This window comes from Cupriavidus sp. H18C2 (assembly GCF_049393795.1).
Lineage (GTDB): Bacteria > Pseudomonadota > Gammaproteobacteria > Burkholderiales > Burkholderiaceae > Cupriavidus > Cupriavidus pauculus_C.
The window spans coordinates 562989-576430 of record NZ_CP186010.1; the positions used below are offsets into that span (position 1 = coordinate 562989).

Consider the following 13442-nt stretch of genomic DNA (forward strand, 5'->3'; position numbering starts at 1 on the left):
CGGCCCCGGCCGGCCCGCGATCCGATTGATGCTTTTTGGGAAACATGGTGCGTCCGGCGCCAGTCTGGCGCGGCGCGGCGGCGCCACCTAGCATGCCGGTATGTGGACGCGGTCCACCCCAGCATGGAGAGAGACATCATGAACATCGTAGTGATTGGCGGCGCGGGCCTGATCGGCAAGAAAGTGGTGGCGCGCCTGCAGGCGCAGGGGCACCAGGTGCTGGCGGCGTCGCCGGCCAGCGGCGTCAACGCGGTGACCGGCGAAGGGCTGGCGCAGGCGCTGAACGGCGCCCAGGTGGTGGTCGACGTGGCGAACTCGCCGTCGTTCGAGGACAAGGCGGTGCTGGAATTCTTCGAGGCGTCCGGCCGCAACCTGGCGGCGGCCGAGAAGGTGGCCGGCGTGTCGCATCACGTGGCGCTGTCCGTGGTGGGCACCGACAAGCTCGAACAGAGCGGCTACTTCCGCGCCAAGAACGCCCAGGAAGCGCTGATCCGCGGCGCGGGCGTGCCGTACACCATCGTGCGCGCCACCCAGTTCCTGGAATTCCTGGGCGCCATCGCGCAGTCCGCCGGCGGCGCCGACACGCTGCGCATCACCACCGCCTACATCCAGCCGATGGCCTCCGACGACGTGGCGCAGGCCGTGGCCGACGCCGCGCTGGCGCCGCCCGTCAACGGCATCGTCGAGACCGCCGGCCCCGAGCGCTTTCGCATGCACGAGATCGTGCGGCGCTACCTGGCCGATACCGGCAACCCGCTCACGGTCAGCGGCGACCCGGCGGCGCCTTACTTCGGCGCCGTGCTGCAGGAAGGCACGCTCGTGCCCGAGGGCGACGCGCGCCTGGGCACCATCCGCTACGAGGACTGGATCCGCACCCAGCAGAAATAGCCGCCAGGAGACACTTCCATGGAGAACGAGGGGCTACAGCCCCCGCCATTGACGTTGCTCGACCGCTACCTGGGTCAGGGATTCACCGCGCTGTACACGACGACGGTCACCGTGACCGGCGGCCAGGCCGCGCATGGCCGCGCGTCGGGCGTGGCGCGCTCCGACGACGGCAACCTGATCCTTGAACTGCGGCTGCCCACCGCGCTGGGCGGGCCCGGCAGCGGCACCAATCCGGAACAGCTCTTCGCGGCCGGCTACGCCGCCTGCTTCCACGGCGCGCTGAGCCTGCTGGCCAGGCGCGCCGGCATCGACATGACGCCGGCGACGGTGGCCGCGCAGGTGTCGTTCGGCCGCGATCCGGTGGATGGCGGCTACGCGCTGGTGGCCGAGATCCGCATCCGCATGCCGGGCGTGGCGCGGCCCGTGGCCGAGGAACTGGTGCGCAACACCGAGCGGCTGTGCCCGTACGCCAAGCTGGCGCGCGAGGGCATGCACAGCATTGTCTGCGTCATCGACTGACCCGCCCGCCGATTGGTGTTCCCAGGGCAACAGACTGGGCACCGACACGGCACTACCCGCGCCCCACGGGGCGCACTACGATTCGATGCAAGCAGTGCCCACCTTGGCGCGATCGTGCAAAGGGGCCCGGCGAGCAACATTCCCATCCACCTGCAGGAGAGACACATGTCGCAACGTTTGAACTACTTTCAGCAATCCCCGGAACTGTCGAAGAAGCTCGTGGAACTGGGCGGGCTGTTCCAGAAGACGACGATCGAGCAGCACATCCGCGAACTCGTGGAAATTCGCGCCTCGCAACTGAACGGCTGCGCGTTCTGCGTCGACATGCACATCAAGCAGGCCAAGATCCACGGCGAGCGCGAGCTGCGCCTGCACCACGTGGCCATCTGGCGCGAATCCACGCTGTTCGCCCCGCGCGAGCGCGCCGCGCTGGCCTGGACCGAGGCGCTGACCCAGCTGCCCGCGCACGGCGTGCCCGACGACCTGTACGAGCGCGTGCGCACGCAGTTCTCGGAAAAGGAACTGTCGGACCTGACGTTCCAGATCGGCGTGATCAACACCTGGAACCGCCTCAACGTGGCGTTCCAGACCGTGCCGGGATCGGCCGACAAGATGTTCGGCCTGGACAAGGCCGGCCTGGAGTGATGCCATGAGGCGCTTTGCATCGCTTGCATCGCTTGCATCGCTCGCGGCGCTGGTTGCCGCGGCCGGGCTGGCCTTCGCGCAGCCCGCGCTGGCCGGGCCCACCGACGCCAAGGTCACGGAACTGACCCGCCAGGCGCTGGCCGACTACCCGGGCAAGGAAGTCGAGATGATCGTCGTGGAGTACCCGCCGGGCGGCTACGACCCCGTGCATCGCCACGACGCGCACGGCTTCATCTACGTGCTGGAAGGCACCATCGTCATGGGCGTGAAGGGCGGCAAGGAAGTCACGCTCAAGGCCGGCCAGACGTTCTACGAAGGCCCGGACGACGTCCACACCGTGGGTCGCAACGCCAGCAAGAGCAAGCCGGCCAAGTTCGTCGTGTTCCTGATCAAGAAGCAGGGCGCGCCGATCCTGACGCCGGTCCAGTAAGCCATCCCACGCCGGCAGGCCCCAGGCGGGGCCCTGCCGCGCGCATCCCGTGCCCGCCGCCCCGCGCGGCGGCCACATCCCGATGCCTGCCCCCGTCTTCATGTAGCGACCTTGTTCGGTCCCGTTGGCCGACGCCTTCCGCCTCCGGGGGCGTCGGCCTTTTTTCCGTGCCGCGCGGGGCTGCCACCGGCCCTGCCGATTGGTGCGCGCACGGAAACGCGGCCTCCCCCGGCGGCGTCTTGTTGCGGTGCCGCGTGGTTTCTAGACTGGTTGCACCATCGTTCCATCCCTGCCTGCAGCGTTATCCGGAGTCCATCGTGCACGCCATGACACCCAAGCCCCCGCGCGGCCGCGAAGCCGTCGAACCGGTCGTCTACATCGTCGACGACGACCCCGGCCTGAACCACGCGCTGGCCGACCTGCTGGCCTCGGTCGGCATCCGCTCGCGGTCGTTCCTGTCGGCCGACGCGTTCCTGGCCGCGCAGATCGAACCGGTGCCCGGCTGCGTGGTGCTGGACGTGCGGCTGCGCGGCGCCAACGGGCTGGAGGTACAGCGCGAGATGGTCCGGCGCGGCATCGGCCTGCCGGTGGTGTTCATCACCGGGCACGGCGACATCGAGATGACGGTGCGCGCGATGAAGGCCGGCGCGCTCGACTTCCTGCCCAAGCCGTTCCGCGACCAGGACTTTCTGGACGCCGTGACAGGCGCCATCGACGTGGACCGCTGCAAGCGCCAGGCGCTGCAATGCTGCGACGACCTGCGCGCCCGCTACGCCACGCTGAGCGCCCGCGAGCGCGAGGTGATGGCGCTGGCGGTGTCGGGGCTGATGAACAAGCAGATTGCCGGGCGCATCGGCATCAGCGAGGTCACGATCAAGATCCACCGCAGCCGCGCCATGCGCAAGATGGCCGCGCGCACGTTCGCGGACCTGGTGAAGATGGCCATCGAGCTGGAGCTGCCCACGCTCGGCCAGAACGCCATGGCGCCGCTGGCCACGGAAGCGCTGGCGGCCCCGGCCGTGGCGATGGGGCCGGCGCCGCGCCCGGCCATGCGCGCGGCGCCGCCGATGCCGGCCTACTGACCGCCTATTGACCGCCCGCGTTGCGGTGGCGGTGGATGTCGTGCGTGACGAACGGGTCGTCGTGCGGCGGCATCGCCAGCCATTCGGGATGCGCCAGCGTGCCGCGGATATCGTCCAGCCCGCTGTTCCAGTGCTCGCGCATCGTCAGCGGGCCGAACTGGAAGTCCTTGGCGCTGCCTTCGAACGGCTTGTCGCGGTAGATGAGCTGGATCACGTTGCGGCGGACGTCGCAGGCATCCGCCGCGGCGCGCTGGTACGCCTCGCTCTGCCTGCGGGCCGGCGGCACCAGCGCCAGCACGTCGGCCAGCAGGCGGCGGAAGTTCTGCTGCTCGCTCATGTGGTCCGTGATGTTGCGCGTGCGGCTCGAATACTGGATGTCCTTCTGGCGCGTGGCCACCGCTTCGAGCGTATGCGGCAGCGGCCCGCGCGCGCTCCACAGGTCCACCTGGAAGATCAGCGCGTTGCGGCGCGGGTGCTCGCGCAGGATGGCCTGCAGCGGCGTGTTGGAGACCAGCCCGCCGTCCCAGTAGTACTCGCCGTCGATCTCCACGGCCGGAAAGCCCGGCGGTAGCGCGCCCGACGCCATGAAATGCTCGGCGCGCAGCCGCGTCCGGGTGTTGTCGAAGTAGGCGAAGTTGCCGTTGCGCACGTTGACGGCGCCCACCGAGACGCGCAGTTCGTCCGGGCGGTTGATGCGGTCGAAATCGGCAAAGCGTTCCAGCGTGGCCTTCAGCGGCCCGGTGTCGTAATAGCTGGCGGTGTGTGCGCCCGCTGGCTGCACGAAGCCGGTGGGCCACAGCCGGGGCGAGAAAAAGCCGTTCTGGCCTTCCACGAGTGCCCGCGCGGCCTCGATGGCGTCGAACCAGACCCGCATCGTGTCTGGCCAGTGCTGCGCGCTGTCGGCGATCAGGTCGTACGGCACCAGGCTTGGCAGCCACGGCTGGCGGCAGATGTGCTGCCAGAACGCGCGTAGCTGGTCCACGCGCCGGGCCGGCGGGTTGCCGGCGATGATGGCCGCGTTGAGCGCGCCGATGGAGATGCCCGCCACCCAGTTCGGGGTGATGCCGGCCTCGGCCAGCCCTTGGTACACGCCGGCCTGGTACGACCCCAGCGCGCCGCCGCCCTGCAGCACCAGCGCCTTGACCGCGTAGCGGTCGTCCACGGCCGTGTGCGCGGTTGCCGCGCCCGAGCTGCCCTGCAAGTCCTGTCTCTCTTGAAACATGATCTGTGTTCCTGCTCTGACGGGGGCGCGCCCGCGCGGCGGCCGGGGCCGGGGCGGGCGGCCCGCCTGCGTTATTGCATGTACCAGCCGTGGCTGACGACGAACGACTGGCCCGTGAGCGCGGCCGACGGAAACGCGCACAGGAAGAGGGCGGTCTGCGCCACGTCGTCGACGGTGGTGAAGACGCCGTCGACGGTGCCGCCCAGCATCACGCGGCGCACCACTTCTTCCTCGCTGATGCCCAGCTCCCGGGCCTGCTCGGGAATCTGCTTGTCGACCAGCGGCGTGCGGACAAAGCCCGGGCAGATCACGTGCGAGCGCACGTTGTGCTCGCCGCCTTCCTTGGCCAGCACGCGCGCCAGGCCCAGCAGCCCGTGCTTGGCGGCCACGTAGGCGCACTTGAGCGGCGAGGCTTCGTGCGAGTGCACGGAGCCCATGTAGATCACCGTGCCGCCGCGATTGTCGCGGTACATATGGCGCAGCGCCGCGCGCGTGGTCAGGAAGGCGCCGTCCACGTGGATGGCCTGCATGCGCTTCCAGTCCGCAAAGCTGTACTCGTGGATCGGGTTGACGATCTGGATGCCGGCGTTCGAGACCAGGATGTCCACGCCGCCAAAGCGGTCCGCCACCGCATCGGTGGCGCGGTCCACGGCCTGCTCGTCGGTCACGTCCATCGCCACGCCCATGGCCAGGCCGCCCGCAGCCTCGATCCCGCGGGCCACCTTGACGGCCGCCTCCTCGTTGAGATCGGCCACGGCCACGGCCGCGCCCTCCCGGGCCAGCAGTTCCGCGATGGCCTTGCCGATGCCGCTGGCGGCGCCCGTGACGATGGCCGATTTGCCTTGAAGCTTCATGATGTTCTCCGGATAACGGGTTGGCTTACTGTTGCAGGTAGTCGAACACGACCTCGCCGAGGCCCAGCGTCAGGTCGGCCACGTAGTGCCTGGCGCCCAGCACCTCCAGCACCGGCAGCGACGCCACCGGGGCCAGCGCGTGGGGAAAGAGCGACAGGGCGGCGGGGCCGGTCCAGGCGCCCCGCACGGCCACGTCCTTGAGGAAGAAACAGACCAGCTCGCACACGCGTGCCGTGCCGTCGACATGGGGCAGGATCTTGAGCAGGTAGTTTGGCGTGTCGGCCAGGGCGTCGCGCACCGGGTCGGGCGCGATGCAATGGTGCTTGTAGCCCATCGTCCCGGTCGCCACGCGCACCGGGCCGTAGTCGAGCGTGCCCACCAGCGTGTCCTTTTCCACTGACAGGCGCGGGCTCGCCAGCTTCTTCGGAAACCCCCAGATTTCGCGGCCGCCCGCCAGCGGCGGATGGTCGTCCAGGAACATCGCGTGCGTGTAGTTGCCCGGCCGTCCCTGGTAGGTCACCGGAATCACCTGGCCGGACTCGGTGTAGTCGCCAAAGCCCGTGGAATCGGGCATGCGGATGAATTCGTAGTGGACGACGGGCTCGGCCACCGCCAGCGGCTCGGGCACCACCGCGCGCAACAGGTCCGGATCGGTGCGGTACGAAATGACAAGGTATTCCCGCTGCAGGAACCGGTACGGTCCCATCGGGTAGGCCGGGCTGCACAGCGGCGTGGCATACGCGCGCTCCCGGATGGTCTGGACGTCCATGGCATGGCCTCCATAACAATGCCGCGCCGCGACGCCGCCGTCCCGATGACGGCAGCCCATCGCGGCCCGGATTCATTCTGGAAGGCCCGGAGGCGTCAAGCCATTACACCTGCGTATCGCCGGCGCGATGCTTAGGTATGAGGGGGTGAGCGGTTTGGGGGGGCGTTAGCTGAAGATGCCCAGCCCGTGCTTGTCTATGATTTGCAGGAGCCTGGCCGCCATGCCGCTGGGCTTCTTGTCACCGCGTTCCCATTGCTGCACCGTGGAGGTGCTGGTGTTCAGGTACACCGCGAAAACGCTCTGGCTGACGTTGAATGTCTGCCGAAGCCGGGCAATGTCCCTGGCCGTGAACTCGGGAGGCTTCTCGATGCAGGATGCGTCGAACTCCCGCATGGTCTTCTTGTCGATGATCCGGGCGTCGTGCAGCCCTTTTGCGGCGCTGTGAATCGCCTCGAACGCGTCGCTTCTATAGCGCGTCTTACCCATTGCAGATCTCCACGAGCTCTCTTGATTGCAGCAATCGGTCCATGTCTGCGGCTTTCATCGCGTTATAGAGCTTGGCAAGTTTCCGAAATTCCTTGAGTTCGGCATCGTCGATGTTCTCGCGGTCCTGCTTGGCGAAAAGGAAAACATAGATCCAGATACTTCCGACTTTGCTCAGGATGATGCTGCGCCCTTGACCGACAACAAGCAAAAAGCCCCGGCAACGCCGGGGCTCCTGAACCGATCGGGTCGTGCCAGGCGGCTTACTGTGCCGTCCAGCCGCCGTCCATGGCCCATGCCGCGCCGCGCACCTGCTCGCCGGCGGGCGAGCACAGCATCAGCACCAGGCCGCCGAGCTGTTCGGGGGTGACGAACTGGCCGGACGGCTGCTTGTCGGACAGCAGCCGGGCCTGTGCGGCGTCGCGCGGGATGTTCTCGCGCTGTGCGATGGCGTCGATCTGAGCGGCCACCAGCGGCGTCAGCACGAAGCCGGGGCAGATGGCGTTGCAGGTGATGCCGGTGGCGGCTGTCTCCAGCGCGGTGACCTTGGTCAGGCCCACCAGCCCGTGCTTGGCGGCCACGTAGGCCGACTTGCCGGCCGAGCCGACCAGCCCGTGGACCGACGCGATGTTGACGATCCGGCCCCAGTTGGCCGCGCGCATCGCCGGCAGCGCCAGCCGCGTGGTGTGAAAGCCCGAGCTGAGGTTGATGGCGATGATGTCGTCCCACTTCTGGACCGGGAAGTCCTCCACGGGCGACACGTGCTGGATGCTGGCGTTGTTGACCAGGATGTCCACGCCGCCAAAGCGCGCCTGCGCCAGCGCGAACATTGCCTCGATCTCGTCGGCGCGGCGCATGTCGGCCGGGTGGTGCACGGCCTGGGCGCCCGTGGCGGCGATGGCCGCCAGCGCGGCGTCCACGTCGCCAAAGCCGTTCAGGACGATGTTGGCGCCGGCCTGGGCCAGCGACTGGGCGATGCCCAGCCCGATGCCGCTCGTGGAGCCGGTGACCAGCGCGGTCTTGCCTTGCAGATTGACCATGATGCCTCCTTGCTTGTCAGACCAGGCCGGTCAGGTAGAACACCAGGATCACGAAGAACACGGCCAGCGTCTTGATCAGCGTGATGGCGAAGATGTCGCGGTACGACTCGCGGTGCGTGAGGCCGGTGACGGCCAGCAGCGTGATGACGGCGCCGTTGTGCGGCAGGGTGTCCATGCCGCCGCTGGCCATCGACACCACGCGGTGCAGCACTTCCAGCGGAATCTGCGCGGCCTGCGCGCCCTGGATGAAGACGTCGGACATGGCCGCCAGCGCGATGCTCATGCCGCCCGAGGCCGAGCCGGTGATGCCGGCCAGCGTGCTCACCGACACGGCCGCGTTGACCAGCGGGTTGGGGATGCTGCGCAGCGCGTCGCTGACCACCAGGAAGCCCGGCAGCGCGGCGATGACGCCGCCGAAGCCGTATTCCGAGGCGGTGTTCATCGATGCCAGCAGCGCGCCCGACACGGCGCTCTTGGTGCCTTCGGCAAAGCGCGCCTTGACGGCGCCGAACGCGGTGGCCAGCACCACGACGATGCCCAGCAGCAGGGCGCCCTCGACGGCCCAGATGGCCGTCACGCTGGCGATCTTGGTTTCCACCGGCTTAGACAGGCCCGGCAGCGACACGCTGTTGGCCTGGCCGTACCAGAGCGGGATCATCCGCGTGAGCCAGAAGTTCGACACGCCCACCACGATCAGCGGCAGGATGGCCAGCAGCGGCGGCGGCAGCTTGCCGCCTTCCATGCGCTGCGGCTCGTTGACGAGGCTGGTGCCGTAGCCCTCGCCGCGCGCGGCGGCGGCGCGGCGGCGCCATTCCAGGTACGACAGGCCCACGATGATGATGAACAGCGACCCGGCCACGCCCAGCACCGGGGCGGCCCAGGACGTGGTGTTGAAGAACGTGGTCGGGATGATGTTCTGGATCTGCGGCGTGCCCGGCAGCGAATCCATCGTGAACGAGAACGCGCCCAGCGCGATGGCGCCCGGCATCAGGCGCTTGGGGATGTTGCTCTGGCGGTAGAGCTCGGCCGCGAACGGGTAGACCGCGAACACGACCACGAACAGCGAGACGCCGCCGTAGGTCAGCAGCGCGCAGACCGCCACGATGACCGCGTTGGCGCGCGAGCGGCCAATGTAGCGGATGGCGGCGGCGACGATCGATTCGGAAAAGCCGGACAGCTCGATGACCTTGCCGAACACGGCGCCGAGCATGAACACCGGGAAATAGAGCTTCACGAAGCCGACCATCTTCTCCATGAAGATGCCGGAGAACACGGGCGCCACGGCCGACGGGTCGGTCAGCAGCACGGCGCCCAGGGCGGCCAGCGGGGCAAACAGGATCACGCTGTAGCCGCGGTAGGCGGCGAACATCAGGAACGCCAGTGCGGCGAGCACTACTACAAAGGACATGGGGTCTCCATCGCTTGTTCTTGAATGCGGTCGAGCAGCGCGGATGCCTGGCCGTGCCGTCGAATGCGATATTCCCTCGCGCAGATGACAAGGGGCCGCTTCAGTAGCAGGCTCTGTGCCACACCAAAAACGTTTGTCGAAAAGGCGCTGGAAGTGTATCCCACGCCCTTTTGTCTCGACATTGAGACAACGCAAGCGGTGGCGAACCACCCGTGTCTCCGTTGTGAGACACTGCGCGTCTTCACTTCGAGACACCCACACCCGATGCAAAAGATCGCCGAGCCCGGTGGCGCCCTGCTGCTGGACTACGACTACGTGGCCCGGCGGGCCATGGAATCGCTGTTCCGCACGTTCGAGAACTTCAGCGAGGGCACGTTCGTGGTGGACGAGCACGCGCACGTGGTCTGGATCAACAAGCGCTACGCGGCGCGCTTCGGGTTCACGAACCCGCAGGACGCCATCGGGCTCGACTGCGAGCAGGTGATTCCGAACAGCCTGATGCGCGAGGTGGTGACCACCGGCAAGCCGATCCTGCTGGACCTGCTGGAAACCGACCGCGAGCCGATGATCGTGACGCGGCTGCCGATCAAGGACGACAGCGGCCGCACCATCGGCGCGGTGGGTTTTGCGCTGTTCGACGAACTGAAGGCGCTGACGCCGATCTTTGCGCACTACTCGCGCGTGCAGGCCGAACTGGCGGCCGCGCGGCGCTCGCTGGACCATGCCCGCCGCGCCAAGTACACGTTCGCCAGCTTTGTCGGCGCCAGCCCGGCCGCGCAGGAGGTCAAGCGCCAGGCGCGGCGCGCGGCGCTGGTGGAGTCGCCGGTGCTGCTGCTGGGCGAGACCGGCACGGGCAAGGAACTGCTGGCCCACGGCATCCACGCCGGCTCGGCGCGCGCCGAACGGCCGCTGGTGACCGTCAACGTGGCCGCCATCCCCGAGACGCTGCTGGAGGTCGAATTCTTCGGCGCGGCGCCGGGCGCCTACACGGGCGTCGACCGCAAGGGCCGGGTTGGCAAGTTCGAGCTGGCCGACGGCGGCACGCTGTTCCTGGACGAGATTGGCGACATGCCGCTGGCGCTGCAGAGCAAGCTGCTGCGCGCGCTGCAGGACCGCGAGTTCGAGCCGCTGGGGTCGAACCGGATCGTGCGCAGCGACGTGCGGATCATCGCCGCCACCTCGGCCGACCTGCCGGCGCTGGTGGCGGACGGCCGTTTTCGCGCCGATCTCTATTACCGGCTCAACGTGCTGACGATCGAGCTGCCGCCGCTGCGCGCGCGCCGGGCGGACCTGCTGCCGCTGGTGTCGGCCATCGTCGAGGAACTGAGCATCAAGGCCGAGCGCCATCCGATTGGCCTGCAGGACGATGCGCTGCGGCTGCTGGCCGACTACGACTGGCCCGGCAACGTGCGCGAGCTGCGCAACGTGCTGGAGCGCGCGGTGATGCTTTGCGACGAGGATTCGGTCGACGCCACCGCGCTGGCGCCGCTGCTGGGCGCCCGGCGGCCCGCCATGGCGGCGCTGGCACCGGAGCCGGCGCCGGCCGGACCGGGCGAGGTGGTCCCGGCGCTGGCACCCGTGGCCGCCGTGGCTGCCGAGGTCCCGCCAGCCGCACCCGCCTCCGCGCCGCCGCTGTCCTACGCCGATGCCATGGCGCAATTCGAGGCCACGTTCCTGGCGCAGGCGCTGGATGCCTGTGGCGGCCGCGTGGCCGAGGCCGCCGCGCGCGTGGGCATCAGCCGCGCCGCGTTCTACAAGAAGCTGGCCGCCGCGCGCGGGGCGGGCTGACCGTACGAACCGACACGGCGGCGTGATACCGTCGCGCGAGGCAACGTGAAGGGAGGATGCATGCAATCGGGCATTGTCGAGACCGGCTATGGTTCCGATCCGGTCGGGCTGGTCAGCGGTTTCCTGTTCGAGCCGGGGCGGCCCGGGCGCGAGATCGATTCCAACGCCGCCGCCGCGTGGCTGCGCGGCCATCCCGCGGCCGGGCCGGACGATGCGACGCAGGGCGAACGCCCGTTCGTCTGGCTGCATTTCAACCTGTCGCACAGCGCCTGCGAGCGCTGGATGCGGGCCCAGCTGGCGTTGCCCGAGGACTATTTCGAGGCATTGCGGCAGGGCTCGCGCTCCACCCGGATCGAGCGCCAGGACGACGCGCTGCTGGCCGTGGTCAACGACGTGATCTACAACTTTGGGGTGACGTCGACCGACATTTCGACACTCTGGGCCCATGCCGACTCCCGGCTGGTGGTCACCGCCCGGGCCCGCCCGCTGCGCTCGGTAGACCGCCTGCGCGCCGCCGTGCGCCGGGGCGAGATGTTCGGCTCGCCGCTGAAACTGGTGGTGCACCTGCTGCAGGACCAGGCCGACGTGCTGGTGCAGATCGTGCGTGAGACCGGCGTCAACGTGGACCAGATCGAGGACCAGTTGCTGTCGCAGCGGCTGCAGTCGAACCGGGCGGACCTGGGGTCGATGCGGCGCGGGCTGGTGCGGCTGCAGCGGCTGCTGGCGCCCGAGCCCGGCGCGCTGTTCCGGCTGCTGAACCGGCCGCCCGCGTGGCTGCAGGAAAGCGACCTGCAGGAGCTGCGGGAGTCGACCGAGGAGTTCTCGCTGGTGCTCAGCGACCTGGCCGCGCTGGTGGAGCGGATCAAGCTGCTGCAGGAAGAAATCGCCGCCAAGCTCAACGAGCAGACCAACCGCACGCTGTTCACGCTGACGCTGGTCACGGTGCTGGCGCTGCCGATCAACATCGTGGCAGGCTTCTTCGGCATGAACGTCGGCGGCATCCCGCTGGCCGAACACCCGCACGGCTTCTGGGTGCTGGTGGTGCTGGTGGCCAGTTTCACGGTGCTGGCGGGGCGTTGGGCGTTCCGCAAGCAGGAAGGCGGCATGATGTGATGCATCGTGCCTCTATGACAGTTCATCGAATTGCCACGGGGCGGGCGTACGATCGGTCACCAAGGCGCCCGCCGTCCGGCGCGTGCAATGGAGGATAGCCATGAACTACAACGACGAGGAACTGATCCGCCGCATCCACCGCGAGGTGGCGGACTACTACGACGAGGAACTGGAACTCGAACTGGAAGACCGCGACCCGACGCTGGTGCAGAGCGTGCTGGCCGGCGAATCGGGCGGCCCCGGCGACAACAGCAACCTCAACGGCGACGAGGCCGAGCGCGCCGAGCGTCATCGCTACTTCCGCGAGCTGTTCCGCCTGCAGGGCGAACTGGTCAAGCTGCAGAGCTGGGTGGTGGCCACGGGCCACAAGGTGGTGATCCTGTTCGAGGGCCGCGACGCGGCCGGCAAGGGCGGGGTCATCAAGCGCATCACGCAACGGCTCAACCCGCGCGTGTGCCGCGTGGCGGCGCTGCCCGCCCCGAACGACCGGGAACGCACGCAGTGGTACTTCCAGCGCTATGTGTCGCACCTGCCGGCGGCCGGCGAGATGGTGCTGTTCGACCGTAGCTGGTACAACCGCGCCGGCGTGGAGCACGTAATGGGCTTCTGCACCGACGAGCAGTACGAGGAATTCTTCCGCTCGGTGCCGGAGTTCGAGCGCATGCTGGTGCGCTCGGGCATCCAGGTCATCAAGTACTGGTTCTCGATCACCGACGACGAGCAGCACATGCGCTTCCTGAGCCGCATCCACGACCCGCTCAAGCAGTGGAAGCTGAGCCCGATGGACCTGGAGTCGCGCCGCCGCTGGGAAGACTACACGCGCGCCAAGGAGGTCATGCTGGAGCGGACCCACATCCCCGAGGCGCCCTGGTGGGTCGTGCAGGCCGTCGACAAGAAGCGCGCGCGGCTGAACTGCATCCACCACCTGCTCCAGCAGATGCCCTACGTGGAGCCCGCGCAGGCGAGCATCGTGCTGCCCCAGCGCGAGCGCCATGCCGACTACACGCGGCAGCCGGTGCCCGACAACATGTACATCCCCGAGGTCTACTGACCCCCGCCCACGCACGCCAGCCTGCGTGCGTTTCACGACAGATTGAAACGGCCGTTGCATCGAAAGATTGCCCAAAGCGATCTAACGGCCGCTCAATCTGACGCCATCTGCGTCGTTATTGGGAGAGCCCTCCGCCGGACGCGAGCCTGC

The 13442-nt window shown here is 68.6% G+C and carries 15 protein-coding genes; 8 read left to right on the plus strand and 7 right to left on the minus strand.

Annotated elements, in window-relative coordinates; translation table 11 throughout:
• Nucleotides 1-138 precede the first annotated feature (138 nt).
• From EPAKOI_RS02625 to EPAKOI_RS02645, 5 genes are all read left to right on the plus strand, one after another.
• A complete protein-coding gene (locus EPAKOI_RS02625; protein WP_423192887.1) occupies nt 139-888 on the plus strand; it encodes an SDR family oxidoreductase in 750 nt (249 codons plus the stop codon).
• Nucleotides 889-906: 18 nt separating this feature from the next.
• Nucleotides 907-1407, plus strand: a complete 501-nt coding sequence (locus EPAKOI_RS02630) for an Ohr family peroxiredoxin (protein ID WP_423192888.1) — start codon at nt 907-909, stop codon at nt 1405-1407.
• 165 nt (nt 1408-1572) lie between these two features.
• Nucleotides 1573-2052, plus strand: coding sequence for a carboxymuconolactone decarboxylase family protein (locus tag EPAKOI_RS02635; protein WP_124682315.1), 480 nt, complete (start codon nt 1573-1575; stop codon nt 2050-2052).
• Between the two features lie 4 nt (nt 2053-2056).
• On the plus strand, nt 2057-2482 hold the full coding sequence (locus EPAKOI_RS02640) for a cupin domain-containing protein (RefSeq protein WP_423192889.1): 426 nt from the start codon (nt 2057-2059) through the stop codon (nt 2480-2482).
• Between the two features lie 326 nt (nt 2483-2808).
• Nucleotides 2809-3564 (plus strand): response regulator transcription factor, encoded by a 756-nt coding sequence (locus EPAKOI_RS02645; RefSeq protein ID WP_423192890.1) that lies wholly within the window; start codon nt 2809-2811, stop codon nt 3562-3564.
• A gap of 4 nt (nt 3565-3568) precedes the next feature.
• Here the strand turns inward: EPAKOI_RS02645 and EPAKOI_RS02650 are convergent, their stop codons facing one another.
• The 7 genes from EPAKOI_RS02650 to EPAKOI_RS02680 form a co-directional block, all read right to left on the minus strand.
• The gene (locus EPAKOI_RS02650; RefSeq protein WP_124682312.1) at nt 3569-4786 is read right to left on the minus strand and encodes a DUF3734 domain-containing protein; all 1218 of its coding nucleotides are present in this window, start codon (nt 4784-4786) and stop codon (nt 3569-3571) included.
• A gap of 71 nt (nt 4787-4857) precedes the next feature.
• Nucleotides 4858-5640, minus strand: coding sequence for a 3-hydroxybutyrate dehydrogenase (locus EPAKOI_RS02655; protein ID WP_124682311.1), 783 nt, complete (start codon nt 5638-5640; stop codon nt 4858-4860).
• A 25-nt stretch (nt 5641-5665) separates the two neighbouring features.
• Nucleotides 5666-6409 carry an acetoacetate decarboxylase gene (locus EPAKOI_RS02660; protein ID WP_423192891.1) on the minus strand — a complete coding sequence of 248 codons (744 nt, stop codon included), beginning with the start codon at nt 6407-6409 and terminating at the stop codon, nt 5666-5668.
• 165 nt (nt 6410-6574) lie between these two features.
• The gene (locus tag EPAKOI_RS02665; protein ID WP_423192892.1) at nt 6575-6895 is read right to left on the minus strand and encodes a helix-turn-helix domain-containing protein; all 321 of its coding nucleotides are present in this window, start codon (nt 6893-6895) and stop codon (nt 6575-6577) included.
• Complete coding sequence (locus EPAKOI_RS02670; RefSeq protein WP_423192893.1) at nt 6888-7103, minus strand: type II toxin-antitoxin system RelE/ParE family toxin; 216 nt, start codon at nt 7101-7103, stop codon at nt 6888-6890. Before EPAKOI_RS02670 ends, EPAKOI_RS02665 begins: the two co-directional genes overlap by 8 nt.
• Nucleotides 7104-7155: 52 nt before the next feature.
• Nucleotides 7156-7932 carry a 3-hydroxybutyrate dehydrogenase gene (locus EPAKOI_RS02675; protein ID WP_423192894.1) on the minus strand — a complete coding sequence of 259 codons (777 nt, stop codon included), beginning with the start codon at nt 7930-7932 and terminating at the stop codon, nt 7156-7158.
• Nucleotides 7933-7948: 16 nt separating this feature from the next.
• Complete coding sequence (locus tag EPAKOI_RS02680) at nt 7949-9340, minus strand: GntP family permease (protein WP_313835424.1); 1392 nt, start codon at nt 9338-9340, stop codon at nt 7949-7951.
• 264 nt (nt 9341-9604) lie between these two features.
• Between EPAKOI_RS02680 and EPAKOI_RS02685 the strand changes: the two genes are divergently transcribed.
• The 3 genes from EPAKOI_RS02685 to ppk2 all read left to right on the plus strand — a co-directional run bounded on the left by EPAKOI_RS02685 (nt 9605) and on the right by ppk2 (nt 13292).
• Complete coding sequence (locus EPAKOI_RS02685) at nt 9605-11128, plus strand: sigma-54 interaction domain-containing protein (RefSeq protein ID WP_423192895.1); 1524 nt, start codon at nt 9605-9607, stop codon at nt 11126-11128.
• Nucleotides 11129-11188: 60 nt separating this feature from the next.
• Nucleotides 11189-12241 carry a transporter gene (locus EPAKOI_RS02690; protein ID WP_313835426.1) on the plus strand — a complete coding sequence of 351 codons (1053 nt, stop codon included), beginning with the start codon at nt 11189-11191 and terminating at the stop codon, nt 12239-12241.
• Between the two features lie 100 nt (nt 12242-12341).
• Entirely contained in the window at nt 12342-13292 is a 951-nt protein-coding gene (gene ppk2, locus EPAKOI_RS02695; protein ID WP_124682305.1) for a polyphosphate kinase 2, read from the plus strand.
• Nucleotides 13293-13442 lie beyond the last annotated feature (150 nt).

Bases quoted from the DNA above. Each gene is read 5' to 3' on its own strand.
- EPAKOI_RS02625 (WP_423192887.1), top strand. From the start codon at position 139: ATGAACATCGTAGTGATTGGCGGCGCGGGCCTGATCGGCAAGAAAGTG.
- EPAKOI_RS02630 (WP_423192888.1), top strand. From the start codon at position 907: ATGGAGAACGAGGGGCTACAGCCCCCGCCATTGACGTTGCTCGACCGC.
- EPAKOI_RS02635 (WP_124682315.1), top strand. From the start codon at position 1,573: ATGTCGCAACGTTTGAACTACTTTCAGCAATCCCCGGAACTGTCGAAG.
- EPAKOI_RS02640 (WP_423192889.1), top strand. From the start codon at position 2,057: ATGAGGCGCTTTGCATCGCTTGCATCGCTTGCATCGCTCGCGGCGCTG.
- EPAKOI_RS02645 (WP_423192890.1), top strand. From the start codon at position 2,809: ATGACACCCAAGCCCCCGCGCGGCCGCGAAGCCGTCGAACCGGTCGTC.
- EPAKOI_RS02650 (WP_124682312.1), bottom strand. From the start codon at position 4,786: ATGTTTCAAGAGAGACAGGACTTGCAGGGCAGCTCGGGCGCGGCAACC.
- EPAKOI_RS02655 (WP_124682311.1), bottom strand. From the start codon at position 5,640: ATGAAGCTTCAAGGCAAATCGGCCATCGTCACGGGCGCCGCCAGCGGC.
- EPAKOI_RS02660 (WP_423192891.1), bottom strand. From the start codon at position 6,409: ATGGACGTCCAGACCATCCGGGAGCGCGCGTATGCCACGCCGCTGTGC.
- EPAKOI_RS02665 (WP_423192892.1), bottom strand. From the start codon at position 6,895: ATGGGTAAGACGCGCTATAGAAGCGACGCGTTCGAGGCGATTCACAGC.
- EPAKOI_RS02675 (WP_423192894.1), bottom strand. From the start codon at position 7,932: ATGGTCAATCTGCAAGGCAAGACCGCGCTGGTCACCGGCTCCACGAGC.
- EPAKOI_RS02680 (WP_313835424.1), bottom strand. From the start codon at position 9,340: ATGTCCTTTGTAGTAGTGCTCGCCGCACTGGCGTTCCTGATGTTCGCC.
- EPAKOI_RS02685 (WP_423192895.1), top strand. From the start codon at position 9,605: ATGCAAAAGATCGCCGAGCCCGGTGGCGCCCTGCTGCTGGACTACGAC.
- EPAKOI_RS02690 (WP_313835426.1), top strand. From the start codon at position 11,189: ATGCAATCGGGCATTGTCGAGACCGGCTATGGTTCCGATCCGGTCGGG.
- ppk2 (WP_124682305.1), top strand. From the start codon at position 12,342: ATGAACTACAACGACGAGGAACTGATCCGCCGCATCCACCGCGAGGTG.